Consider the following 25,942-nt stretch of genomic DNA (forward strand, 5'->3'; position numbering starts at 1 on the left):
TATTTCAAAAAGAAGCTTAATTTTACAAGTCATTATACTAAAAGTGCTTTTTATAAGTTAATGCTTTAAAATTGATTCTATTGAAAAAGAATACGCTTAAATATAGTTTTTTTCTCACTTTTGCATTGCTTTTAGTAGCGTGTTCCACAAAGAATAACACCTTTGTGAATAGAAACTCGCATGCTTTAAGCACGAAATACAATATTTTGTATAATGGAGGAATTGGCCTTGAAAAAGGGCTTAAATCTATTCAGGCAAATAACCAAGATAATTTCTGGAAGATTCTGCCGATTGAAAAAATGCAGTTTGATGAAAATTTTTCGGAAGGAGAAAAGACCAAAAATCCAGATTTTGAATTAGCCGAGACAAAAGCGACGAAAGCCATTCAGAAACACTCCATGAACATTGGAGGAAGAGAACGAAATTATCAGATAGACGAAGCGTATTTGATGCTCGGAAAAGCACGATATTATGATCAGCGGTTTATTCCTGCAATTGAGGCCTTCAATTATATTTTATATAAATATCCAAACAGCAGTAATATTTATACGGCAAAAATCTGGCGCGAAAAAACCAATATGCGTTTAGGAAATGATGCAATTGCGATTAAAAATATCAATTTGTTATTAAAGAAAACAGATTTGAATAAACAGACGCTTTCAGATGCAAATGCACTATTGGCCGAAGCTTTTTTAAATACAGAACAAAAAGACAGTGCTGTAGCCAAATTGAAAATTGCAGAAAAATTTACTAAAATAAACGAAGACCGAGCGCGTTATCGTTTTATTTTGGGACAATTGTATCAGGAAGCCGGAAAAAGAGACAGCGCCGTTTACTTTTATAATGGCGTAATCGACATGAATCGAAAAGCCGATCGTAAATACATGATGCACGCTTATGCAAAAAAAGCACAGATGTTTGATTATGAAAAAGATGATCATGATATGTTTATTGAAACTTACAATAAATTAGTTGCTGATCGAGAAAACAGGCCTTATTATGATATTCTTTTTTATGAAATGGGAGTGTTTTTTGATAAAAATAATGAGCAAAAAGACGCTTTGGAGTTTTACAACCATTCGTTAGCCAGAAAATCGAAAGATCCTTATCTTGTTGCTTCAACTTATCGAAACATTGGAAATATGTATTTTAGAAATACAGATTATACCATGGCGGCAAAATATTATGATAGCACATTGGTAAAATTAAATCCAAAAACTAGAGAGTTTGCTTTCATTGAAAAAAACAGAAAAAATCTGGATAACGTAATCAAATACGAGGCAATTGCAAAACGCAATGACAGTATCATCAAGGTTTACAATTTGCCGGAAGCAGAACGAAAATTATATTTTGAAATTTACATCGCAGAGTTAAAAAAGAATGATGATGCGAAAAGACTTCAAGAAGAAAAAGAAAAAGAAAAACAAGCAAACATTCAACGCAATACTGATGCAAGCAACGGAGCATCAGCAATGAATCCGCCTAATAAAATGGATTTAGCGGCCGGAGCATTTAATCCTCCAGGCGCAAATGATGCGGCAAGTACTTTTTATTTTTACAATCCAACAACGGTTGCTTACGGAAAACTGCAATTCAGAAAAATGTGGGGAAATCGTGCTATAGATGGAAACTGGAGATTAGGTGCGGGAAAATCAATTGTTAATACGGCTGTAAAGGATTCAGTAAATATCAATCAGGATTCTATAAATGCATTGCAACAGGAAATTCCGGAAAAATACACGACAGCATTTTACGAAAAAAAGGTTCCTACGAGTCCTGTAGTTATGGATAGTATTGGTAAAGAACGAAACTTTGCATATTATCAATTAGGACTTATTTACAAAGAAAAGTTCAAAGAATATAAATTAGCAAGCGATAAACTAGAGCAATTATTGCAAAATAATCCTGAGGAAAAACTGGTTTTGCCGTCGATGTATAATTTGTATAAAATTTATCAAATAACAGATCCAACAAAAGCGGAAAGAATCAAGTCTGAAATAACAACAAAGTATCCAGGTTCAAGATATGCCTTGATTTTAAACAATACCAATTCGGATGATTTGGCTTCCGCTGACAAAGAATACAATAAATGGTATAAATTATATGAACAGGAGCAGTATATTGAAGTTTTAAATAATATTGACAATCTCATAAATACCTATTCTGGCGAAGACATCGTTTCTAAATTTGAATTGCTGAAAGCAAATACGTTGGCAAAAGTTGAAGGCTTAGCAGCATATAAAAAAGGACTTGAAAACGTGGCGGACAATTATCCAAACAGCGAAGAAGGAAAAAGTGCCCGTGATATTTTGGAGAAACAAATCCCAGAATTAGAAAAACTTGATTTTACAGCAGTTGACGGTAAAAATTGGAAGATTTTATATCAGGTATCAAATACAGATACAAAAACGGTTAAAAAAATCGAAGAATCGATTAAGGTATATATGTTGGTCGAAAATTATGAAAGACTAACAACTTCATTTGACAAATACAATAAAAACGAAAGTTTTGTAGTTATTCATGGTTTAAAATCAGAGGCATATGCCAGAGATGTTGCAGGAGTTTTGAGAGAAGATAAAAAATATAAAATCTCGAATACACCAATTATTATTTCAAGTGATAACTATAAGATAATTCAAATCAAAAAAAATCTTGACGCCTATTTAGCCCCAAAAAACCAGTAAAAGCCATGTTTGAAAAAGTCAAAAAAAGCACCACAGAGAATTTAGGAAAAACCAACAGAATTGTGGAAGGAACTTCTATAGTTGGAGATATTGTTTCAAAAGCTGATTTTAGACTCGACGGCGAATTGATTGGAAATTTTACTTCGCAAGGAAAACTCGTTATAGGCGCATCAGGAATTGTTAAGGGCGAAATTATTTGCCAAAATGCCGATATTGAAGGAAGATTTCATGGAAAATTAAAAGTTCTGGAAATTTTGAATATAAAATCGACGGCGCATATTCATGGCGAAATTATGGTTGGCAAATTGTCAATAGAGCCCGGGGCTGAATTTACAGCAACCTGCGCAATGCTCACAAATGCTGAATCTGTAATAATGTTAGAAGATGGAAAAGGAACCGAATAATAGAAGAAAATGGCTTGCATTGATCAATATTCCTTTTCAAATGGGAGTCATTATCTTTTTGTTTTCTTATTTCGGAACCTGGCTTGATGAAAATCATCCGAGCCCAAAAGTTTATTATAATACTATTTTTGTAATGGCAGGCGTTGCCTTTGCTTTATATAATGTTATCCGCCAAGTTAATGACATCAACAAATTAAAGTAAATTTTTCATTTATAGCAGCTTTAGATAAAAGTTGCATCTTTGCAAAAAATTACTTGAAATGTCATTAAAAAATTACACACCTATTTTTCATTTATTTTGTTTTGCTGTCGTTGCCTGTTTAGTGCATATAGCAGCTTTCTATTTGCTGGAAATTGATTTTCAAAAATTTCATTATAGCATAGCATTGCTGTATTTAATTTTTTTCGGATTAGCAGCTTTGTTATACCTTATATTATTAAAGGTAAAAAAGAAGAATTTTGAAATCATCGGAATGGTTTTCTTATTCGGAACTTTTACACAAATGTTGTTGGGATATTTAATATTGCAGCCAATTTTAGAAAACAAAACAGAAACGGTCAATGTTGAAAAAGTCAGTTTTTTTATAACATTTATTTTGTTTTTGTTATTTCAGACGCTTTTAACTGTCCGATTATTAAATGAAAAGCGTTAAAATCGCGAATATGTAAAACAAGGTTCAAAAATAATTTTTCATATCCTTTTGAATATTAATAAAAAATGTACCTTTGCACCAAATTTTAGAAACGTAAAAAAATAAGATTTTCCACGATATGGTGATTTCAAACAAACCACTCAGCTTTATTCTAGCAGCTTTTGTAGCTTCTCTACCAATTATGGGTTTTGCAAACCCAGAGAATGATTCAACGCATGTACAAACAGAAACGGCTCACGAAGAGAAAGTAATTTCACACGAAGCTCCAGCGGAAGGAGAGCATGCAGTTGCTCTTGACCCAAAAGCAAAAGTGGATGCTTTTATTGATCACCACTTACAAGATTCTCACGATTTTGTTTTCTTCCAAGACGAGAAAGAAAACAAACACTATGGTTTTCCATTACCAGTTATATTAATTGACGGAGGTTTAAAAGTTTTCTCTTCTTCAAAATTCCACTTTGGTGAAACAGTTGCAGAAGTTGACGGAAGCTTCTACAAATTAGTTCACGGTAAAATTTACAAAACAGATGCAGCCGGAACAATTACTTTTAATGAGCACGGTCATCCAGAAAATGAAAAACCATTAGATTTTTCAATTACTAAAAATGTTGTTTCAATGCTTTTCGTATCAGTATTATTATTCTTAATGTTTACTGGATTAGCAAAATCATATAAAAAAGGACCAATCCCAACTGGATTTGGTAGAGTTTTAGAACCACTTGTAATTTTCATCAGAGATGAAATCGCAGTTCCAAATATTGGAGAGAAAAAATACCGTAAATATATGGGTTACCTATTAACTGTATTTTTCTTTATTTGGATCTTGAACTTATTAGGAATGACTCCGCTAGGAATCAACGTAACAGGAAACATTGCTATCACAGTTTGTTTAGCAGCCTTTACATTTATCATAACTCAATTTAGTGCAAACAAAGATTATTGGGGTCACATCTTCTGGATGCCAGGAGTGCCAGTTCCAATGAAAATCATCTTAGCTCCAATTGAGATCTTAGGAACATTAACAAAACCATTCGCGTTATTAATTCGTTTGTACGCAAACATTACTGCAGGTCACGTAGTAATTATGAGTTTAATTGCAATGATTTTCGTTGGAAAAAATTTAGCAGCAGATTTACCAATTTCTTTAGGATTGACATTGTTCATCTCTGTTATTGAAATTTTAGTAGCATTTTTGCAAGCGTTTATCTTCACAATGTTATCATCATTGTTTATCGGTATGGCTGTTCAGGATCATGATCATGCGCACCACCATGAAGATGAAACAGCAATTATCTAATTTAGAAGTTTAATTTTATATATATAAATAGTTATGGGAACAATTCCAACTTTAGTAGGTGCTGGTTTAGTAGTAATCGGTGCAGGTTTAGGTTTAGGTAAAATCGGTGGATCTGCTATGGACGCTATTGCTCGTCAGCCAGAAGCTGCAGGTAAAATTCAAACTGCGATGATTATTATCGCGGCTTTATTAGAAGGTTTAGCATTTGCTGCTTTGATCTTAGGAAAAAACTAATAAAGAAAAAAACTAACAACATCTTTAACGGTTGGTTAAAGGTGTTGTTACTTTAAAAAAGAAATTAAATATTTAATATAGTTATAAAATGGATAAGTTAATTAACGATTTTTCATTCGGTTTATTCTTCTGGCAGGCTTTAATCTTGGTAATATTGATTTTGCTTTTAGTGAAATTTGCTTGGAAACCAATTATGGAATCTATTACTGCAAGAGAAGAAGGTATTAAAAATGCATTGCTTTCTGCTGAAAACGCAAAAAGAGAAATGGAAAACCTGCAAGCTGACAATCAAAGAATTTTGAATGAAGCTCGTGCAGAACGTGACGCGATGTTGAAAGAAGCTCGCGAAATGAAAGAGAAAATGATTGCTGATTCTAAAAACGAAGCACAAGAAGCGGGTCAAAAAATGATCGAGCAAGCTAAAGCGGCTATCGAAAGTGAAAAAAATGCTGCAATGGCTGAATTGAAATCTCAAGTTTCAACTTTATCATTAAGCATCGCTGAAAAATTATTGAAAGAGGAATTATCTAACAAAGAATCTCAAACTAAATTAGTGGAGAAAATGTTAGGTGACGTAAAGTTAAACTAAGATTATGGCAGGTACAAGAGCAGCAATTCGTTATGCAAAAGCAATTCTGGACTTAGCAAACTCTAAAGGTGTTGCCGAAGCTGTAAATAACGATATGAAATCAATTGCAAATGCAATTGAGACAAATACAGAATTGAGTACGTTTATTTTAAATCCAACTACAAAAGTTGAAGTTAAAGAAAGTGCTCTTTTAGAAGTTTTTGCAAATGTAAATGGAGTGACTAAAGGTTTGTTTCATTTATTATTTGAAAATAAAAGATTTGAAATTCTAGATGCAATTGCAGTAGAATACAATAAATTATTTGATGCAAGTAATGGTGTTCAAGTAGCAAAAGTTACAACAGCTATTCCAATGGATGCTGCTTTAGAAGCTAAAGTTTTAGCAAAAGTGGCAACTTTATCAGATAAAAAAATTACAATTGAAAATATAGTAGATCCTTCAATCATTGGTGGATTTATTTTGAGAATAGGAGATGATCAGTACAACGCTTCAGTTGCTTACAGATTACAAGTATTAAAAAGAGAGTTAAGTAATTAGTTTTATAACACAAAAAGTGTCTAAATTATAAATTAAGATGGCGGAAATCAAACCTGCTGAAATTTCAGCAATATTAAGAAAGCAAGTAGAAGGTTTTGAATCTGGTGCTACGCTAGAGGAAGTAGGATCAGTACTTCAAGTTGGAGATGGTATTGCTCGTGTTTACGGGCTATCTAACGTTCAATATGGTGAGTTAGTGGAATTTGATAACGGTATGGAAGGTATCGTATTGAATCTTGAGGAGGATAATGTTGGGGTTGTATTATTAGGACCATCAACAGGAATTAAAGAAGGATCTACTGCAAAAAGAACTCAACGTATTGCTTCTCTTAAAGTAGGTGAGCAAATGGTAGGACGTGTAGTTAACACTCTTGGTTTTCCAATTGATGGAAAAGGACCAATCGGTGGAGACTTATACGAAATGCCTTTAGAAAGAAAAGCACCTGGAGTTATCTTCCGTCAGCCAGTAACTGAGCCATTACAAACAGGAGTAAAAGCAGTTGATGCTATGATCCCAGTTGGACGTGGACAGCGTGAGCTTGTTATCGGTGACCGTCAAACAGGTAAATCAACTGTTTGTATCGATACAATCTTGAACCAAAAAGAATTTTATGATGCAGGAAAACCTGTATTCTGTATATATGTTGCAATTGGACAAAAAGCTTCAACTGTAGCAGGAATCGCAAAAATGTTAGAAGAAAAAGGAGCAATGGCTTATACAGTTATCGTTGCTGCTAATGCTTCTGATCCAGCTCCAATGCAAGTTTACGCTCCATTCGCTGGTGCTGCAATTGGAGAGTACTTCAGAGATTCTGGTCGTCCAGCTCTTATCGTTTATGATGATTTATCTAAACAAGCTGTTGCTTACCGTGAGGTTTCTCTTTTATTAAGAAGACCACCGGGACGTGAGGCTTACCCTGGAGACGTTTTCTACTTACACTCTCGTTTATTAGAGCGTGCTTGTAAAGTAATCGCTGATGACGGTATCGCTAAAAACATGAACGATTTACCAGATTCTATCAAATCTATCGTAAAAGGTGGTGGTTCATTAACTGCATTGCCAATTATCGAAACTCAAGCTGGTGACGTTTCTGCATATATCCCAACAAACGTAATCTCTATTACAGATGGTCAGATTTTCCTTGATGGAGATTTGTTCAACTCTGGGGTTCGTCCTGCAATCAACGTGGGTATCTCTGTATCTCGTGTTGGAGGTAATGCTCAAATTAAATCAATGAAAAAAGTTTCTGGAACTTTAAAATTAGATCAAGCTCAATTCCGTGAATTAGAAGCTTTCGCTAAATTTGGTTCAGACTTGGATTCTGTTACATTAAACGTAATCGAAAAAGGAAAAAGAAACGTTGAAATCTTGAAACAAGGTTTAAATGATCCTTATCCTGTTGAAAACCAAGTTGCTATTATTTACGCTGGATCTAAAAACTTATTGAAAAACGTTCCTGTAAATAAAGTAAAAGAATTCGAAGCTGATTTCTTAGCTTACATGAACAGTAAACATAAAGATACGCTTAACGCTTTGAAAGCTGGTAAATTTGATGACAACATTACAGATGTTATCGAAAAAGCAGCAAAAGAAGTTTCAGCAAAATATAACTAAAAAAAGTATTAAGTATAAGGTATTAAGTATTAAGATTTTTTCTGATACTTAATACTTGATACTTAAGTCTTAATACTTACAAAAACAAATGGCAAATTTAAAGGAAATCCGTAATAGAATTACTTCCGTTTCATCGACGATGCAGATTACATCGGCTATGAAAATGGTTTCTGCAGCAAAGCTTAAGAAAGCACAAGATGCAATCACTGCAATGCGCCCTTATGCCGAGAAATTAACGGAATTATTGCAAAACCTTTCTGCTACACTTGATGGTGAAGTTGGAGGAGACTATACAACTCAACGTGAAGTGAAAAAAGTATTGCTTGTAGCAATTACTTCAAATAGAGGTTTATGTGGTGCATTCAATTCTAATATTATTAAAGAGGTTAAAAACCGTTCTGAATTTTATGCAGGAAAACAAGTTGATGTTTTTCCTATTGGGAAAAAAGGAAACGATGTTTTGTCTAAAACATTTAAAGTTCACAGACATCATAATGCAATTTTTGATAGTTTGACTTTTGAAAATGTTGCTGGAATTGCTGATAATTTGACTCAAAAATTCTTATCTGGAGAATATGACAGAATCGAATTGATCTACAATCAGTTTAAAAATGCGGCTACGCAAATTGTTCAAACTGAGCAATTTTTACCGTTAGCTCCAATTAAATCTGATGCAACGACTTCAACAGGAGATTATATTTTCGAACCTTCAAAAGAAGAAATTGTATTGACTTTGATTCCAAAATCATTAAAAACGCAATTGTACAAAGGTATTCGTGATTCATTTGCTTCAGAGCACGGAGCGCGTATGACAGCGATGCATAAAGCAACTGATAACGCAACTGCATTAAGAAACCAATTGAAATTGACTTACAACAAAGCACGTCAAGCTGCAATTACTAACGAAATCTTAGAGATTGTTGGTGGAGCTGAAGCTTTGAATGGATAATAAGATATTCAAGAATAGAAAAAGCCGGCAATTTGCTGGCTTTTTTTTTGCATTTTATGGAAGTGGTTTGTGATTCATTTCACATCGTTTATAAAATGGTGATTCTCAATTTACCCAAAAATTGAGAATCATTACCATTTTATAAAATTATTGCACAGATTTATCACCTCTGTTTTGCTTTGTCTTTTATGGGAACAAACTAGCTTTATCCGTCCCAATGCTTTGTTTTTTTAAAGGGTTGTATTTTAGCTTTTCTCATTCCCTGTGTTACAAAGTTAATACAGAAGCAATTGTAAAAATTATATAATTTTTTTGGGTTTTTATACATTTCACATCTTTAGTTGTTTTAGAATTATAGAATAAACGTAGAAAAATTGAGTATTTTTGAAGTTTATTTTTAGTATAATGGAATTTCAAATACGAGAACTTACTACGATTGAAGAAATGCTGGAGCAAATTGACACCATGCGATTTCTGTATCCGAAACTTTCAGTCGAAAAATATCAATCCTTTCTTTTGGAAATGGTACCCCACAATTATATTCAAATCGGAGTTTTTGACAATGATTCTTGTTTGGGCATGACGGGTTGTTGGTCAGCCACAAAACTTTGGACAGGAAAATATCTTGAGATAGACAATTTTGTTGTAAATCCAGAATACAGATCTAAAGGAATAGGAAAATTGCTGACGGATTATGTTGACAAAAAGGCAAAAGATTTAGGCTGTAGTAGTATTGTTTTGGATGCCTTTACTGGAAATTTTGGCGCGCACCGCTTTTACTACAATCAAGGATATGGCCCAAAAGGATTTCACTTTGTAAAAGTTTTGGATGAAACCAAATTGACGCAATAAAAACAGACACAACTTGTTTTATTGAACCTGCAAAATCATTATTAAACCAAAGAATTGGTTATTTTTGTTTTACGAACTTTATTATTAAATTATTTTGGGATTATATAAAAATCTATTCAAACAAACTGCGATTTACGGACTAGCAACGGTTTTACCTCGAATGCTGAGTTTTTTATTGGTCAGATTATATACCGGTATTTTGCCAACTGCAGAATATGGTGAAGTTTCGATTGTCTTGTCTTGGATGGTTTTCTTTAATGTTGTCCTTTCGTACGGAATGGAAACTGCTTTTTTTAGATTCTATAGTGCCGAAGAGGACAAGAAAAATGTAATTGCAACTTCTACAATTTCAATATTTTGGTCGTCTATAGGTTTTTTGTTTGTAGCCTTGATTTTTAGAAATACTTTAGCAGCTTGGGCCGAAGTAGATGTTCAATATGTAACCTATTCAGTTTGGATTTTAGTTTTGGATGCCTTGGTTTTAGTGCCTTTTTCGAAATTGAGAGCCAATCAACGACCAATGGTTTATGCTGCAATTAAGATTGGGAACGTAATAATAAACTTATTGTTGAACATTTTCTTCTTGATGTATTTACCAAAATTGGCCGCTTCAAATCCAAACTCTGTTTGGGATAATTTATATGTTGAGAATTTCCAAATCGCTTATATTTTCATTGCAAATCTTTTGGCAAGTTTAGCCACATTTATTGTGCTTTCGCCAAATTATCTTTCGCTTGGACGCAAATTCGATCCAGAACTTTGGAGAAGAATGATGAAATACGGACTTCCTATTTTGGTTGCCGGTTTGGCATTTGCCGTAAATGAGCATTTTGATAAAATCTTACTAGGATATTTACTTCCTGAAAATTTAGCAAAATCTGAAGTTGGTGCTTATTCAGCTTGTTACAAATTAGGATTATTTATGGTTCTTTTTGCAACGGCTTTCAGATTGGGAATCGAACCTTTCTTTTTTAGTCATGCAAAAAATGAAAATGCACCACAAACCTATGCAGTAATCACAAAATACTTTGTGATTTTAGGATCTTTGATTTTGCTTGGAGTTATTGTATTTGCTGATGTTTTGAAGTTTTTGCTACTAAATGACAAATCGTATTGGGAAGCGATGAAAGTGGTGCCGTTGATCATTTTGGCAAACTTCTTTTTAGGAATTTACAACAACTTGTCCGTTTGGTATAAATTGACAGACAAAACAAAAATTGGAGCTTATATTTCGATTGTTGGTGCCATTGTAACTTTGGTCTTAAATTATCTTTTGATTCCAAAATATAGTTATTATGGTTCGGCAATTGCAACTATTTCTGCTTACGGAAGTATGATGCTTATTTCGTATATCCTTGGAAATAAATATTACCCAATTCCGTATGATATGAACAAGATTGGTGCTTATTTAGGCGTTTCAATATTATTTTCAATAATTTCATTTTACGGATTTAGAGAGAAATATTATGTTGGAATTCCACTTCTTTTAATCTTTATGTATATGGTTTACCATTTTGAAAAAGAAACGATTAAAGGAATTATGAAAAGAAAATAAGATGGGGTTAAAAAAAGTAAAAAAATGAAAATACAAATTATAAATAAATCACAGCACGCCTTGCCAAACTACGAAACAATTGCTTCGGCAGGAATGGATTTGCGTGCCAATTTAACAGAATCAATTACATTAAAACCCTTAGAAAGAACCATTGTAAAAACGGGACTTTTTATAGAATTGCCTATTGGCTACGAAGCGCAAGTAAGACCAAGAAGCGGATTGGCAGCAAAAAAAGGTGTAACCGTTTTAAATTCTCCAGGAACTGTAGATGCTGATTATAGAGGTGAAATAGGTGTGATTTTAGTAAATTTATCAAATGAAGAATTCGTTATTGAAAATGGCGAACGAATTGCACAATTGATTATCGCAAAACACGAAAGAGCAGAATGGATTGAAGTTGAAGAATTATCTGAAACAACAAGAGGCGCTGGAGGTTTTGGAAGCACGGGAGTGAAATAAGTTTTCAGTCGCAGTTTTCAGTAATCAGTACTTTAAAAATAAGAACCAAACCAAAGAAGATTTTTTTTAATCTTCCCGCAAAAATAAATATAAAATGAAAATAATAGTTCCAATGGCGGGCCGTGGCTCGAGACTTAGACCACATACTTTAACAGTTCCAAAACCATTAATTCCGATTGCAGGAAAATCTATCGTTCACCGTTTGGTGGAGGATATTGCAAAAATTTTAAAGGAACCAATTGAAGAAGTTGCGTTTATATTAGGCGATGAAGCTTTCTTTGGCGAAGATGTTGTAACAAGTTTAGAGGATTTGGCAAAAGGTCTTGGAGCAAAAGCGTCTATTTATCGTCAAGATTTGCCTTTAGGAACTGGCCACGCCATTATGTGTGCGAAAGAATCATTATCAGGTCCTGCAGTTATCGCTTACGCGGATACTTTGATCAGAGCTGATTTTGAATTGGATCCTTCGGCAGATGCTGTAATTTGGGTAAAACAAGTAGAACAGCCAGAAGCTTTTGGAGTGGTAAAATTAAATTCAAATAATGAAATTATAGAATTGGTTGAGAAACCAAAAGATTTTGTAAGCGATTTAGCAGTTATTGGGATTTATTATTTCAAGGAAGTTGGCGAATTGAAAAAAGAACTTCAAGGCGTTTTAGACAATAATATCCAAAATGGTGGCGAATACCAAATCAATGACGGAATTAAAGCCATGATGGCAAACGGAAAAATTTTTAAAACCGGAAGCGTTGACGAATGGATGGATTGTGGAAATAAAGACGTGACTGTCGAAACGAACAGCAGAATGCTTGGATTTTTGCATAACGACGGAGAGCATTTAGTAGATTATAATGTAACATTAGAAAATGCTACAATTATTCCGCCATGTTACATTGGAGAAAATGTTGTCTTGAAAAATACAACTGTAGGACCAAATGTTTCAATAGGAAAAGGTTGCCGCGTTGCAGACAGTTCTATTAAAAATAGCTTAATACAAACCTATTCTCAAATAAAAAACGCTAACTTAGACAATGCGATGATTGGAAATCACGTTAGTTATGATGGTAAATTCACCAGCATTAGCATAGGAGATTACTCCGTTTTAGAATAAAAAAAGTTTCAGCGGATTCTTTTTGATTTAAAATATAAATTGTTAAAAGAATGAAAAAAGGCATTTTTGTAATTTTATTTCTTGTTTTGCTTGGCAATTCAAACTCGGTTTTGGCACAAACAGAACCAGAAGATATTGCTATGGTGCCAGATGAATATCAGGATGCTTTTTATGAATCTTTGAAACAAAAAGGAATCGAAAATTATGATAAAGCCATCGTATCATTAGAAAAATGTATAAAGCTAAAACCTAATGATGCTGTTGCTTATTTTGAATTGGGGAAAAATTATTTTTCTTTGAAAGATTATCAAAGCGCAAATACAGCCTTTGAAAAAGCGACACAATTAGACCCAAAAAACAAATGGTATTGGCTTGGAATTTATGACGTAAGTTATGAAACCAAGAATTATCCGTTGGCAATAGAAACGATTCAGAAAATTATTGTTTTTGATGAAGAATACAAAGATGATTTGATTTCGCTATACATGCTTACCAATCAGTTTGATAAAGCATTGGCTACGATTAACGAGATGAATGATAAATTCGGAAAATCGGAAGATCGTGATCGTTACAAAATGCAGATTTTGTCACAAGGAAAATATCAAAATGCAGAGATTTCGAGTTTGATTGATCAGATAAAAAAGAATCCAAAGGAAGAATCGAACTATCTTGATTTGATTATTTTATATTCAAAATCAGATGACAATGACAAAGCTTTAGAAGTTGCAACAAAGTTGGCAAAAGAAGTTCCAAGTTCTGAATGGGCGCAGGTAAGTTTGTTCAAAACCTATTTGGATGCCAACCAAGCAGACAAAGCAATTAAATCAATGAACATTATTTTGGCAAGTCCAAAAATTGATTCAAAAATCAAACACAGAACTTTGAATGAATTTTTGATTTATACCAATAAAAATCCGCAATACGCTCCAGATTTAGAGAAAGCGATTTCGTATTTTGATAATGATCCAAATGTTGACGTTGCCAAAGAAATAGGAAAATTTTATCACAGTAAAGGTCAATATGAAAATGCGATTAAGTATTATGAAAAAGATTTAAAAGCACATTCAGATACTGATCGTGAAACCAATTTGCTATTGCTCGAAGCATACACAAAGGCAAAACAATTTGAGCCAATGACCAAAAGAGCCATGAATATGATTGAAGTTTATCCGAGTCAGCCACAATTTTATTATTATGCTGGACTGGGAAACAATCAGTTAAAACAATTTAAAAACGCAAAAACCGTTTTAGAAATGGGGCTTGATTATGTGGTCGATGATAAAACGTTGGAATCAAATTTTAATATTCAATTAGGAGAGGCTTACAATGGTCTGGGAGACGCCAAGAAAAAAGAGGAATACTTTTTGAAAGCGAATGAGTTATTAAAACAAAAGAAGTAAAAGATGAAAAAATATATAGCAATTGTATTGCTGTCGGTTTTTGTGATTTCATGTAAATCAAAAGCCGTAGCAGTGCAAAACAATAATGTTCAAACAGAAGAAGCGCCGAAAGAAGATAAAAAAGCAATTGAAAAACATTATAACAATAAGTTAGATTTTTCGACTTTGAGCATAAAAGCCAGCGCAAGATATGAAGATGAAAAGCAAAGCCAAAATGTTACTGCTGACATCAAAATCGAAAAAGACAAACAGATTTTAATAAGCGTTCGTTTTCTTGGAATCACAATGGCAAAAGCTCTGATCACACCAACTACTGTTAGTTATTATGAGAAAGTGAAAGGTTCCTATTATGAAGGTGATTTTACGAGTTTGAGCAAATGGCTGGGTACAGAATTGGATTACAGCAAAGTTCAAAATTTATTGGTTGGAGAAGCGCTTGACGATTTAAGAAAAGGAAAATATACACAAACAATTGTAGAAAATCTATTTCGCTTAGAAGATGAAAAAGAGGATAAAGTAAAAAAGATATTTTACTTAGATTCAGAAAAATATTTGATTCAGAAAGAAGAAATTTCACAATCGGCTGAAAATGTAAATTTGGAAATTGTTTATTCAGATAATAAAACATTTAGTCAAGGAACGCTTCCAACGAATATTGAAATTAATGCAGTTCAGCCAAAAGGCAAAACAAACATTAGTTTAAATTATAATAATATTTCATTTAATGAAGAACTTTCTTTCCCATATAGTGTTCCGAGTGGGTATAAAAAAGTTATAATTAAGTAAATTTGCAAAAAGAAAACAGAAACATGCATAAATTTCTCCTAAGCCTAATTTTTATTTGTGCCACTACCTTTACGTGGGCACAGGATTCACAGCAAGAAAAACTTGAACAGCGTAAAGCGCAAATTCAGCAGGAAATTAGAGATAATGAAAGAATGCTTCAATCTGTAAAGAAACAGGAAAAATCGGCTGTAAATGTTTATATGATTCAGGCGAATAAAATTAAGCTGAAAGAGAAACTTATTAATACAACTGCAAAGCAGGAACGAATTTTGAGCAATGACATGTACATTAATCAAGTTCAGGTTAATAAGCTGAAAAAAGAATTGACTGTCTTGAAAGCTGATTATGCAAAGATGATTTTAAAATCATACAAAAGTCGTTCTGAGCAAAGCCGAGCCATGTTTATTTTATCATCTGAAAGCTTTTTGCAGGCTTATAAAAGAGCACAATATTTAAAGCAATATACGAATTACAGAAAAAATCAAGGTTTAGAAATTCAATCAAAAACAGCTCAATTAGTTGATTTTAATGCAAAATTAGATGGACAACGACAAGTTAAAAAGAAAATTATTGCTGAAAATCAAAAAGAAAAACAAAGCTTAGAAGTAGAAAAGAAAGAACAGCAAAAATTAGTTAATTCGCTTAAAAAAGACAAAAACAAAATCATTGCTGATACTAGAAACAAACAAGCAGAAGCAAAACGAATCGACAGACAAATAGATCGTTTGATTCGTGAGGCAATTGCTGAAGCAAATAGAAAAGCAGCTCTTGAAAGAGCAAAAGAAAACCCTGGATCGACATCTTCAGCGGCGCCAGTTTCATCATCTAAAATTGCTTTAACACCAGAAGGAAAAATTTTAGCTGCAGACTTTAAAGCAAATAGAGGGAAATTGCCTTGGCCAGTTGAAAAAGGATTTGTTTCATTAGGTTATGGAGATCAGCCACACCCGTTGCATCCCTCAATTACAGTTCATAACTCGGGAGTTGAGATTACGACAGAACAAGGCGCAACAGCCCGAGCCGTATTTGAAGGGGAAGTTTCGAGCGTAATTGTTTTATCGCCAATCAACAGAGCAGTTATGATTCAGCATGGAGATTATTTTACAGTTTATCAAAATTTAAGTTCAGTATCAGTTGCAAAAGGAGATAAAGTAAGTACCAAGCAAAGCATCGGAAAAGTTAGAACCAGCGGTGATACAGGAAAAACAACCATTAAGTTTTTGATTCTTCAAAATACAACCAACATGAATCCGGAAGGATGGTTGCAAAACAGATAAAAAAAGGGAGCGTTTGAGCTCCCTTTTTTATTGATTAAAGTTTTTTAATCATATTGTTCCAATAAATATTTAATTACATCTGTCGTGGTTACAATTCCTTTAAGCTCGTCATGATCAACAACGGGTAATGCATGAAAATCTTCTTTAGCAAAAATTTCAGCTAAATCTTTAATAAGCATGTCAGATGAAACTGTTTTTGGTTTTGATGTCATAATCTGAGAAATATTCAGCATATTAAGAATAGCTTCGTCTGCACCTTCTTGTCCTTCAAATAAAGCGCCAAAAGTTAATCGGTTGATGTCGGTGCGGCTGATAATGCCCACAACTTCTTTTCCTTTAACAATTGGAATGTGACGAATCGTATTTTTCTTTAATTTTTCAATTACGGTTTTTAAATCATCTTTTTCATTTGCAGTCACCACAGTTTTTGTCATAATGTGACTAATAGGTTCTCTCTTTTTCATAATAAATTAGGTTGTAATGTTTTATCAAAGATCACAGAATAAAAGTATAAAAAACATGATTTTTATCATTGTTAATATCTGAAAACAAGATAGTTGTGTGTTTTGTTTGATAAAATAAATACGTCTGAAAATAAAACTAAAGAAATTTCAATTCGAAAAATCAATCTATATCTTGATTTGAAATTAAACCATTGAAATTAAAATAGTATTTTTGCATTATGGAAACAAATAGACAGAAAAAAATAGGCGGTGTCATCCAGAAAGACTTGGTTGATATCTTGCAAGGTGAAGTGCGAAAAAACGGAATTACCAATTTAGTAATTTCAGTATCCAAAGTTAGTGTAACTACAGATTTATCTGTGGCAACAGTATATTTAAGCATTTTTCCGCAGGAGAAAGCAAAAGAAACTTTAGAAGCTATAAAATCAAATACAACTCTAATCAAACATGATTTGTCACAACGCGTGCGCCTGCAGTTGCGCCGTGTGCCAAACTTGGTGTTTTTTATCGATGACTCATTAGATTATATCGAAAAAATCGACAATGCTTTAGCAGGCAAAGAAAACCCTATCGAAAATCGTGATCTTTTAGAAAAAAGAAGAAAATCATAAATTGAATTTCCCGCTTTACATAGCCAAACGTTATATTTTTAGCAAAAGCAAAAACAATGCTATCAATATCATAAACCGCATTGCCAGCTTAGGAATTATTGCTGGTACAATGGCTTTGTTTGTGGTTTTGTCTGTTTTTAGCGGATTGAAAGTTTTTAGTCTCTCTTTTACAAACGAGATTGATCCCGATTTAAAAATGACAAGTACCTTAGGAAAATCATTTTTGATTACGCCCGATCAGGAAAGTCAGATCAAAAAAATTGAAGGTGTTGTCTCATACACAAAAATTATCGAAGAGCGCGTTTTGTTTTTGTTCAAAGACAAACAAAAAGTTACTTCATTAAAAGGAGTTGACCGCAATTATCCTGTAGTCAACGACATTAGAAAAAAGCTTTTTACAGGACAATGGCTTAAACCAGATACTTATCAAGTAGTAATTGGTTACGGAATTTCCCGTGATTTTTCTCTCGGCGTTTTGGATTTTGAAAATCCCCTACAGATTTTTGCACCAAAACCTGGAAAAGGTGCAATCGAAAATCCTGATGATGCTTTTACAAAAACAGATGTTTTGCCAGTTGGAATTTATTCAATCAGTGAAGATCTAGATTCCAAATATGTTTTTGCCGATTTAGGTTTGGTGCAGGAATTATTGATGTACAAGCCAAATCAGATTTCGGGCATTGAATTTAATTTAGAAGAAAATGCAAATGAAAGCGCAATTCGATCGCAACTTGAAAGCATTTTTAAAAATAAAGTGACGCTTAAAAACAGAGCACAGCTGAATGAATCTTTGTATAGAATGCTTAACACCGAAAATATCGCTGTTTATTTGATTTTCACTTTAGTAATTATTGTGGCGCTTTTTAATTTGATTGGCGCTTTGATTATGATGATTTTAGAGAAAAAAGGAAATCTCAAAACCCTTTTTAACCTCGGAACAGAAATAACCCATCTGCGAAAAATATTCCTTCTTCAAGGAACTTTGCTGAGTGTTTTTGGTGGTATAATCGGACTTATTTTGGGTGTTATTTTAGTGTTACTCCAACAAAAATACGAGCTGATTATGATTACGCCAACTTTGGCATTTCCGGTTGTTTTTACAATTGAAAACATATTGATTGTCTTAGGAACCATTATTTCTTTAGGTTTCTTGGCATCTTTAATTGCTTGCAGTCGCGTGAGCAAAAAGCTGTTGGATTAAGATTTCTGGCTGAAAAATATTTCCTATATTTATCGTCTCAAAAAATTACCGCATATGATTGTTTCTGCCTAATCCTGATTTATTTTTTAGAATAATTAGGATACTTACGTTTTTACTTTTTAGTTCAGTTTTATAAACTGGACAATTTTATCATTTATCCTAAATACATCATGACAGAAACATCTATAAAGAAAAGTTTTATTTCTAAAATTTTTACCACAACAAAACAAGCTTTAAAAGGCGACGAATCATTTGATTATACTTCGGGAAGTATAAAAAAAGCCGTAATTCTATTAGCCATCCCAATGGTTTTGGAAATGATGATGGAATCGGTTTTTGCTCTAGTCGATTTGTATTTCGTGGGACATTTGGAACACAGCAGTTTTGCAATTCAAACAGTTGGATTGACAGAATCTGTATTAACCGTAATTTATTCACTCGCAATAGGAATGAGTATGGCAGCGACCGCCGTTGTCGCAAGGCGAATTGGCGAAAAAGATGCGGTTGCGGCGGCGAAAGCAGGAATGCAATCAATTATAGTTGCATTTGCAGTAAATAGTGTACTGAGCATGTTCGGAATTATTTATGCAAAAGATATTTTGATTTTAATGGGTTCTTCAATAGAATCAGCCGAACACGGTTTCCGATTTACACAGATTATGATTGGCTCAAGTTTGTGTATTATGCTTTTATTCTTAATTAACGGAATTTTCCGCGGAGCCGGAAATGCGGCAATTGCAATGAAAAGTCTTTGGATTGCCAATATTTGTAATATCATTTTATGCCCGATTTTAATTAATGGCCTTGGACCAATTCCTGCTTTCGGATTAATAGGCGCAGCTTTAGCAACCACTATTGGAAGAAGCATTGGTGTTTTTTACCAATTGTATCATTTGTTTTCAGGAAAGGGAATTTTAAAAATTAAGATTCCATATTTTGCTCCGGATTTTACGCAGATAAAAGCTTTAGTAAAAATTGCTGCGCCTGGAATTTTACAATTTGTAATTGCTTCTTGTAGTTGGATTTTCTTGGCACAATTGGTAGCCACAACTGGTGGAGATCATGGTTCGGCTGGATATCAAACAGCACTTAGAATTATGATGTTTTTTATTCTTCCAGCTTGGGGATTGAGTAATGCAGCAGCCACTTTGGTTGGGCAAAACTTAGGAGCAAAACAGATTGAACGCGCTGAAAAATCAGTTTATACAACGGCACGATACAATGTGATTTTCATGGCTACGATTATGATTATTACTCTGGTTTTTGGGCAATATATTATTTCGTTTTTCACGAATGATCAGCAGGTCAAAACCATTGCAATTGAAGCTTTGCAGATTATGAGCATTGGATTTATTTTCTACGGAATCGGTATGGTTTTGATCAATACGTTCAATGGAGCAGGAGATACCTGGACGCCAACGGGAATTAATTTCTTCGGATTTTGGTTATTTCAGATTCCGCTGGCATTTGTATTAGCAAAACATTTTAATATGGGACCAACAGGAGTTTTTATTGCTATTCCGGTTGCTGAAACTGCAATTACTTTGACAGGAATCTTTTTCTATAAAAGAGGGAAGTGGAAGAGAGTTCAGGTATAAAAAAATAAGGCCTTCAAATTTTGAAGGCCTTTCTTTTTATAAAAATAATTTTTTAAACAAACTCATATCCTGCATAAACCTGTTCAATTTCTTTCATAATAGCGAATAAATCTTCAGGTGCGTCAGTTGTAACTAATTTTTGCTTGAATTCTTTAAACGAATGAATTCCTTTGAAATAGTTCGTATAATGACGACGCATTTCTACAATTCCTAAACGCTCGCCTTTCCATTCCATTGACCATTTTAAATGATTTCTGGCAGCTTCAACACGATCGATAACTGTTGGAGCAGGCAAGTGCTCGCCAGTTTTAAAGTAATGTTTGATTTCATTAAAAATCCATGGATAACCAATCGCGGCACGACCAATCATGATACCGTCAATTCCGTATTCATTTTTATAATGTAATGCTTTTTCTGGACTGTCGATATCGCCATTTCCAAAAATTGGCATTGTAATTCGTGGGTTGTTTTTTACACGCGCAATATGCGACCAGTCAGAATGACCTTTGTACATTTGAGCTCGAGTTCTGGCGTGAATTGTTAAAGCTTGAACACCAATATCCTGAAGTCTTTCAGCAACTTCATCAATATTAATAGAATTTTCATCCCAGCCTAAACGCGTTTTTACAGTAACAGGTAAATCAGTTCCTTTGATAACCGCTTTGGTTAAACGAACCATCAAATCAACATCTTTTAAAACTCCCGCACCGGCACCACGGCAAACGACTTTTTTTACCGGACATCCAAAGTTAATATCTACTAAATCGGGTTTTACAGTCGAAACAATTTTAGACGACATTTCCATCGCTTCCTCATCACCACCAAAAATCTGAATTCCAACCGGGCGTTCGTAATCAAAAATATCCAGCTTCATTCGACTTTTTATAGCATCACGAATCAATCCTTCTGATGAAATAAATTCAGAGTACATCATGTCAGCGCCGTGCGTTTTGCATAATCTGCGAAACGGCGGATCACTAACATCTTCCATCGGAGCGAGTAGTAAAGGAAATTCGGGTAATTCTATCTTGCCAATCTTGACCATCTTCATAATTTTTTGCAAAATTACAACTTTTCTTCGAATTGTCGTGATATTAGGTGCAAAGTGACATAGTGACAAAGTTGCAAAGGTTTTATAATCAGAACCTAAACCTTTGCAACTTTGTATCTTTGTTTCTCTGTCACTTTACTAAGTTCGGTAGTCGAAGAACCGAATTGGTTTTCGGCTCATTGGGTTAAAAACGATAGGGTTTAGAATCTCTTTTGGAACAAATTCTATTTTTGGAGTTACTCTCAATTTAGCTCTAAAGTGATCTTTTATTTCCTGAAGAAATTCTGGAGTTTGGTTTTTTACGGCAATTTTTATCAGAATTTCATCTGTGCCTAAATCGTTGGTAGAAATTTCAATTAAATGATTTTCGATATTATCAAAACTGCTTAAAACATCGTTCATTGCTGGCGGATAAAGCGTTGTTCCTTTGTATTTTATCATTTGTTTTTTACGGCCAACAACTGGACCAACACGCAACGTATTTCTTCCGCAAGCGCAAGGTTCATTATGAAGCTGGACAATATCTCCGGTTTTAAAACGAAGCAACGGCATCGCCTCAATTCCTAAAGTTGTAAAAGTAAGTTCGCCGATTTCGCCATTTTTAACAGGCATATTATCTTCATCCAAAACTTCAACAATAATTAATTCTGGATGATGATGTCCGCCTTTTCCATGTTCGCATTCTGTAAAAGCGGTACTCATTTCAGTAGAAGCATAAGTCGAAAACAACTTAATATTCCATTTATCGGTGATTTTTTTGGATAAAATATTCATTGAAAAATCTTGTTCTCTCAAAGATTCTCCAATGCAAATGGCACCTTTTATGCTCGAATTATTATAATCGATTCCGTGAATTTCAGCATATTCAATTAATTTCAAAAGGAAAGAAGGAACCGTTATTAAGTAACTCGGATTGTATTTTAAAATCGAATCCCATTGCATTTCTGGAATTCCCGCGCCAACACGAATTACGCCGACTTTTAATTTTCTCAAGCCAAGAAAATAAGCCAATCCGGCCATAAATTTTCTATCGATTGTTGTCATCAATTGTACCACATCGCCTTCTGAAATTCCAGCGCAAGCGAAAGAAATGGCTTCATTATAGGCCAATCGATCTAAATCAGAATCGGTTAAACCAAAAGTCACAGGATCGCCTAAAGTTCCTGATGTTGAAGCGTAATCGATAATTTTATGTTGTGGCACACACAAAAAATCATCGTTATATTGTTGCAAATCTTCCTTTGTAGTAACAGGCAAGTATTGCAAATCTTCCAACGTTTTTACGGTTGAAATATCAATATTTCTTCCGGCAAAAAGTCGTTTATAAAAAGGAGAATTTTCGCTGATATAAGCTAAAAGGTCGGCTAATTTTTGTTCCTGAAAAACTTTAATTTCGTCTAAAGAATTTTTTTCTATTGCTGGAATCATTGTAATTTTCTTTTGAGTTTTTTTAAATATTTTTCAATTTTTGCTTTATCAGGAGCTGTGGTAATTTCTTTGGTCAGCGCTTTTTCAAAATTTACCTGAGCAGCGCGAAATTCTTTTCGTTGATAAAAGTACAACCCTGCTTTGTAATATACAACCCAATAATCGGGGTTTAAGGATTGATAATAGCTGATATATTCAGAAGAAATTGGAGTTTTCTTTTTCAGAGATACATCCATTTCATGATTTTCAGTTCTAAATTTTTTATAGTTTTGAAACGCTTCTGTCTTAATAAAAGGATCTTTCGCGATATTCAACTTTTCTTCTTCAAATGAAATTGTTGTATTTGTTTTTTTGGAAGAAAAAATAGAATCCAAATTATAGCAAACAAACTCTCCTAATTGATACGGATTTGCCGAGACCCAAACCAATTTTTGTTTCGGTTTAAAAATAATTCCGTGGTGCGCCATCAATTGATTCAGTGCTTTTTCATTTCCAAAACCTAGCGGAATATCATTTAAGCCATTTTTATTTCGAAGAATTTCGGAAGCAATTTCTGGGTTTACTTTTTTGTTTTCCGAAAGAAGCTCCTGCATTCTTTCAAAGCGATATTCAGAATGACTTTTTGCGAGTTGTGTCTGATTTCGCTTTTCATCTTTAAAAGTAGCACTCTGAAAATGATTGGAACAAATTAATTGATTGCTGTTTGGAACTTCGAAAACATCCATTTTTTTTGGAGAAACTTCAATCAAAACGGCTTTGTTGTCTTGAGCACTTCCCACCATAATAGATTCAGAAACGAATACTTTTCTTTTTTTTGCGATTGTGATTGCCTCTTGAATGTTTTGAGCATGCTGTAAAATTTCGCGTGTCAAAATAGAAATTGGAGTTTTGGCGGTCAGCGGAATTTCAGATTTTGCTGCATTAATGGTAACCGTCAAACCTTGCTGATTCATTCCAGAAACTGCACCAATCATTCCGGGCCAGGAAACCATCATAAAATTATGACCTTGCTCAGGTTTTATAAATGCAATGATTTTATTTTCCGCGAAAGCGTCATTGACATAAAAATCAAAATTGCGTCCGAGAATCAAATTTCCATCTTCTGATTTTTCGCCCCAAGCAGCAAATGAAGAACAGCCAACTAAGGCCAAATCCTGCAAAGCATGCCCAATATCGTGCGCTGCATGTAAGTACAATCCGCGTTGATATTGCGGTGCAATATTGTCAAACTCATGCGAGGTATATTGTGAAATGCCAAAAATCTCCGTTTGATATTCGTCGGGAACATTAGCATATAATTTCCGATTGTACCATTTTAAGAAATGGCGCAACATTTTCTGTTCAAATTTGGACGGAATTAAATCTTTAATTTTGGAGAAAAATATTTGTTGTTGCTTTTGCAAAAGTGAGTCAGATAAAGCGCCAGTGTTGAGTCCAATTTCTAACGGATCGCCTTCAACATAAAGTTCCCAAAGCCCTTGTTTGTTTTTTAAAAGCGAATTATTTCCAGCAATAAAAACGCTGTCAGAAAGTTTTGTAACAACTGGTTTTGTAGCATTAAAATTTGAAATATCCGGCTGATGATTTTTTGATTTTGATGTACCGCAAGAAGCAAAAATTCCCAAAAAACCGAGGAAGAAGAGATATGTAATTCGGTTTTTCATAATTCATTTATTCAGCTTGATTGATTTTAGTAATCAAATATTCCTTCCCAACAATTTCAGAACAAGTTACAACCGCGCCAATAGTTACGCCTAAAACACCATGCATGTTAATGCTTTGGCCAGTTAGATATAAATTTTCGATTTTGGTTTTTGACGGAATCAAAGTTTTCATCGGATTGCCAGAATCCTTTACATAACCGTACATATTTCCGTTATCACCGCCAATATAATCGCGATACGAAAGCGGACTTGAAGTATGTATTGATTTGATGCAATCTCTAATTCCGGGAAATTTGATTTCGATTTCATCCAAAAATTTAGCCGTTTTTCTGGTTTTGAATTCTTCATAACTTTCGCCTCGATCATTTTTTTCGACCGTCGTATTAAATGTTTCCGCCCAAGGCAAAACGTCGTCAAATTTCATGTAGGTTATAAAAGTCATTCCATCGGCCCAAATTTCATCGTCTTTAGAAGCATTCATGGAAGCCATATACGTTTTGGGCCAAGAATTTTCATCATATTCATGAGCCGTCCAAACTTCGGCGCTGTTCTTGAAATGATAATAATTATGGTTGATGTATTTGAACGTTTCGGGCTTAAAAACCAAATACAAACTAAAAGCGGAAAGTACGCCTTCAAGACTTTGAATTCGGTTGAAAAATGGTTTCCTGAAGTTTTCTTCTCCCGCCATTTTCAATGTAGTTTTTGGCTCAATATTCGAAATAAAATACGTTCCAGAAACATGAGTTCCATCTTTCATTTTAACCGAATTCACTTTGTGATTTTCGACTTCAATTCGTGTAACTTCTTTGTGTTTGTAAAATTCGCCTCCGTATTTTTTGAGCTGTTTCAAAAGCTGTTTTGTAATTTGGCTTCCGCCATTGATACAACGCCACGAACTTTGAATATAAGAATTCACAATTAAAGCATGAACGTAAAAAGGCGATTTATCAGGAATGCCCGCATACAGAAAATTCGAACCCGCCAAAATCGCTTGTAGTTTTTCATTTTTAGTAAACGAATCGATAGTTTCTTTTGCGTTGAGTGTCAAAATTTCAGGATCATATTTTCCTTCCCATTCTAAATTATACAGCGGAAAAGAATCACAAATTGTTTTTAGTTTTTCGCAATAATCTGAAATGTTTTTTTCTTCGTCAGGGAAATATTTTGCTAATTGTTGAACAAAATTTTCGTACCCTTGCGCATGTGGATATTCGGTAGTATCATTTTCGAAAGAAATAATATCAAAAGCATTTTCGTCTAATTTCTTCAGATTTAATTTATCGATAATTCCCAAATATTTGAAATATTGATGCAGATTTTGGCCTTCGCCTAAACCTCCGATATAATGAATTCCGGTATCAAAAATGGTTTTGTCCCGAACAAAAGTCTGAAGATTTCCACCATATTGATTGTTTTTTTCGAGCACACAAACGCTGTAGCCTTCTTTAGCCAGAATAATAGACGAAACCAATCCGCCTAAACCGCTGCCGATAATCACTACATCGTAATGTTCCTTCAT

At 33.9% G+C, this 25,942-nt stretch carries 25 protein-coding genes; 20 read left to right on the top strand and 5 right to left on the bottom strand.

Translation table 11 applies throughout. The features are described from left to right. Positions 1-80 precede the first annotated feature (80 nt). The 17 genes from porW to SCB73_RS07080 all read left to right on the top strand — a co-directional run bounded on the left by porW (position 81) and on the right by SCB73_RS07080 (position 16,403). Positions 81-2,684: a type IX secretion system periplasmic lipoprotein PorW/SprE gene (gene porW, locus SCB73_RS07000; RefSeq protein ID WP_320569357.1), complete on the top strand. Its 2,604-nt coding sequence runs from the start codon at positions 81-83 to the stop codon at positions 2,682-2,684. A gap of 5 nt (positions 2,685-2,689) precedes the next feature. Next, positions 2,690-3,088 (top strand): bactofilin family protein, encoded by a 399-nt coding sequence (locus tag SCB73_RS07005; protein WP_320569358.1) that lies wholly within the window; start codon positions 2,690-2,692, stop codon positions 3,086-3,088. Then, on the top strand, positions 3,069-3,290 hold the full coding sequence (locus tag SCB73_RS07010) for an AtpZ/AtpI family protein (protein ID WP_320569359.1): 222 nt from the start codon (positions 3,069-3,071) through the stop codon (positions 3,288-3,290). Before SCB73_RS07005 ends, SCB73_RS07010 begins: the two co-directional genes overlap by 20 nt. A 58-nt stretch (positions 3,291-3,348) precedes the next feature. Beyond that, a complete protein-coding gene (locus SCB73_RS07015) occupies positions 3,349-3,741 on the top strand; it encodes a hypothetical protein (protein ID WP_320569360.1) in 393 nt (130 codons plus the stop codon). 118 nt (positions 3,742-3,859) lie between these two features. Then, positions 3,860-5,038 carry a F0F1 ATP synthase subunit A gene (atpB, locus tag SCB73_RS07020; protein ID WP_320569361.1) on the top strand — a complete coding sequence of 393 codons (1,179 nt, stop codon included), beginning with the start codon at positions 3,860-3,862 and terminating at the stop codon, positions 5,036-5,038. Between the two features lie 33 nt (positions 5,039-5,071). Beyond that, positions 5,072-5,272: an ATP synthase F0 subunit C gene (atpE, locus tag SCB73_RS07025; RefSeq protein ID WP_026727281.1), complete on the top strand. Its 201-nt coding sequence runs from the start codon at positions 5,072-5,074 to the stop codon at positions 5,270-5,272. Between the two features lie 88 nt (positions 5,273-5,360). Continuing rightward, on the top strand, positions 5,361-5,861 hold the full coding sequence (locus SCB73_RS07030; RefSeq protein ID WP_012023142.1) for a F0F1 ATP synthase subunit B: 501 nt from the start codon (positions 5,361-5,363) through the stop codon (positions 5,859-5,861). 4 nt (positions 5,862-5,865) lie between these two features. Next, entirely contained in the window at positions 5,866-6,399 is a 534-nt protein-coding gene (gene atpH, locus SCB73_RS07035) for an ATP synthase F1 subunit delta (protein ID WP_320569362.1), read from the top strand. 37 nt (positions 6,400-6,436) lie between these two features. Then, complete coding sequence (gene atpA, locus SCB73_RS07040; RefSeq protein ID WP_320569363.1) at positions 6,437-8,014, top strand: F0F1 ATP synthase subunit alpha; 1,578 nt, start codon at positions 6,437-6,439, stop codon at positions 8,012-8,014. An 88-nt stretch (positions 8,015-8,102) separates the two neighbouring features. Further along, complete coding sequence (atpG, locus tag SCB73_RS07045) at positions 8,103-8,963, top strand: ATP synthase F1 subunit gamma (RefSeq protein WP_320569364.1); 861 nt, start codon at positions 8,103-8,105, stop codon at positions 8,961-8,963. A gap of 405 nt (positions 8,964-9,368) precedes the next feature. Then, positions 9,369-9,815: a GNAT family N-acetyltransferase gene (locus tag SCB73_RS07050; RefSeq protein WP_320569365.1), complete on the top strand. Its 447-nt coding sequence runs from the start codon at positions 9,369-9,371 to the stop codon at positions 9,813-9,815. A 94-nt stretch (positions 9,816-9,909) separates the two neighbouring features. Beyond that, a complete protein-coding gene (locus SCB73_RS07055) occupies positions 9,910-11,370 on the top strand; it encodes a lipopolysaccharide biosynthesis protein (RefSeq protein WP_320569366.1) in 1,461 nt (486 codons plus the stop codon). 24 nt (positions 11,371-11,394) lie between these two features. Then, the gene (gene dut, locus SCB73_RS07060; RefSeq protein ID WP_320569367.1) at positions 11,395-11,829 is read left to right on the top strand and encodes a dUTP diphosphatase; all 435 of its coding nucleotides are present in this window, start codon (positions 11,395-11,397) and stop codon (positions 11,827-11,829) included. A gap of 94 nt (positions 11,830-11,923) precedes the next feature. Continuing rightward, positions 11,924-12,940: a sugar phosphate nucleotidyltransferase gene (locus SCB73_RS07065; RefSeq protein ID WP_320569368.1), complete on the top strand. Its 1,017-nt coding sequence runs from the start codon at positions 11,924-11,926 to the stop codon at positions 12,938-12,940. Positions 12,941-12,990: 50 nt separating this feature from the next. Further along, the gene (locus SCB73_RS07070; RefSeq protein ID WP_320569369.1) at positions 12,991-14,340 is read left to right on the top strand and encodes a tetratricopeptide repeat protein; all 1,350 of its coding nucleotides are present in this window, start codon (positions 12,991-12,993) and stop codon (positions 14,338-14,340) included. A 3-nt stretch (positions 14,341-14,343) separates the two neighbouring features. Further along, on the top strand, positions 14,344-15,126 hold the full coding sequence (gene lolB1 / locus SCB73_RS07075) for a lipoprotein insertase outer membrane protein LolB1 (protein WP_320569370.1): 783 nt from the start codon (positions 14,344-14,346) through the stop codon (positions 15,124-15,126). Between the two features lie 23 nt (positions 15,127-15,149). Next, the gene (locus SCB73_RS07080; RefSeq protein ID WP_320569371.1) at positions 15,150-16,403 is read left to right on the top strand and encodes a murein hydrolase activator EnvC family protein; all 1,254 of its coding nucleotides are present in this window, start codon (positions 15,150-15,152) and stop codon (positions 16,401-16,403) included. Positions 16,404-16,447: 44 nt separating this feature from the next. Here SCB73_RS07080 and SCB73_RS07085 read toward each other — a convergent pair whose 3' ends face one another. Continuing rightward, complete coding sequence (locus SCB73_RS07085; RefSeq protein ID WP_320569372.1) at positions 16,448-16,867, bottom strand: CBS domain-containing protein; 420 nt, start codon at positions 16,865-16,867, stop codon at positions 16,448-16,450. A gap of 218 nt (positions 16,868-17,085) precedes the next feature. Here SCB73_RS07085 and rbfA point away from each other — a divergent pair, with 218 nt between their 5' ends. From rbfA to SCB73_RS07100, 3 genes are all read left to right on the top strand, one after another. Next, positions 17,086-17,478 carry a 30S ribosome-binding factor RbfA gene (rbfA, locus tag SCB73_RS07090; protein WP_320569373.1) on the top strand — a complete coding sequence of 131 codons (393 nt, stop codon included), beginning with the start codon at positions 17,086-17,088 and terminating at the stop codon, positions 17,476-17,478. A 1-nt stretch (position 17,479) separates the two neighbouring features. Beyond that, positions 17,480-18,679 carry an ABC transporter permease gene (locus SCB73_RS07095; protein WP_320569374.1) on the top strand — a complete coding sequence of 400 codons (1,200 nt, stop codon included), beginning with the start codon at positions 17,480-17,482 and terminating at the stop codon, positions 18,677-18,679. Between the two features lie 170 nt (positions 18,680-18,849). Beyond that, positions 18,850-20,277: an MATE family efflux transporter gene (locus SCB73_RS07100; protein ID WP_320569375.1), complete on the top strand. Its 1,428-nt coding sequence runs from the start codon at positions 18,850-18,852 to the stop codon at positions 20,275-20,277. Positions 20,278-20,329: 52 nt separating this feature from the next. Here the strand turns inward: SCB73_RS07100 and dusB are convergent, their stop codons facing one another. The 4 genes from dusB to SCB73_RS07120 form a co-directional block, all read right to left on the bottom strand. Next, positions 20,330-21,322: a tRNA dihydrouridine synthase DusB gene (dusB, locus tag SCB73_RS07105; protein ID WP_320570081.1), complete on the bottom strand. Its 993-nt coding sequence runs from the start codon at positions 21,320-21,322 to the stop codon at positions 20,330-20,332. Between the two features lie 144 nt (positions 21,323-21,466). Beyond that, positions 21,467-22,756 carry a flexirubin biosynthesis putative acyl-CoA ligase FlxY gene (flxY, locus tag SCB73_RS07110; protein ID WP_320569376.1) on the bottom strand — a complete coding sequence of 430 codons (1,290 nt, stop codon included), beginning with the start codon at positions 22,754-22,756 and terminating at the stop codon, positions 21,467-21,469. Next, complete coding sequence (locus SCB73_RS07115) at positions 22,753-24,420, bottom strand: C45 family peptidase (protein WP_320569377.1); 1,668 nt, start codon at positions 24,418-24,420, stop codon at positions 22,753-22,755. The genes flxY and SCB73_RS07115 overlap by 4 nt, the downstream gene beginning before the upstream one ends. Before the next feature lie 7 nt (positions 24,421-24,427). After that, complete coding sequence (locus tag SCB73_RS07120; RefSeq protein ID WP_320569378.1) at positions 24,428-25,942, bottom strand: phytoene desaturase family protein; 1,515 nt, start codon at positions 25,940-25,942, stop codon at positions 24,428-24,430.

The organism is Flavobacterium sp. KACC 22761, from assembly GCF_034058155.1.
GTDB lineage: Bacteria > Bacteroidota > Bacteroidia > Flavobacteriales > Flavobacteriaceae > Flavobacterium.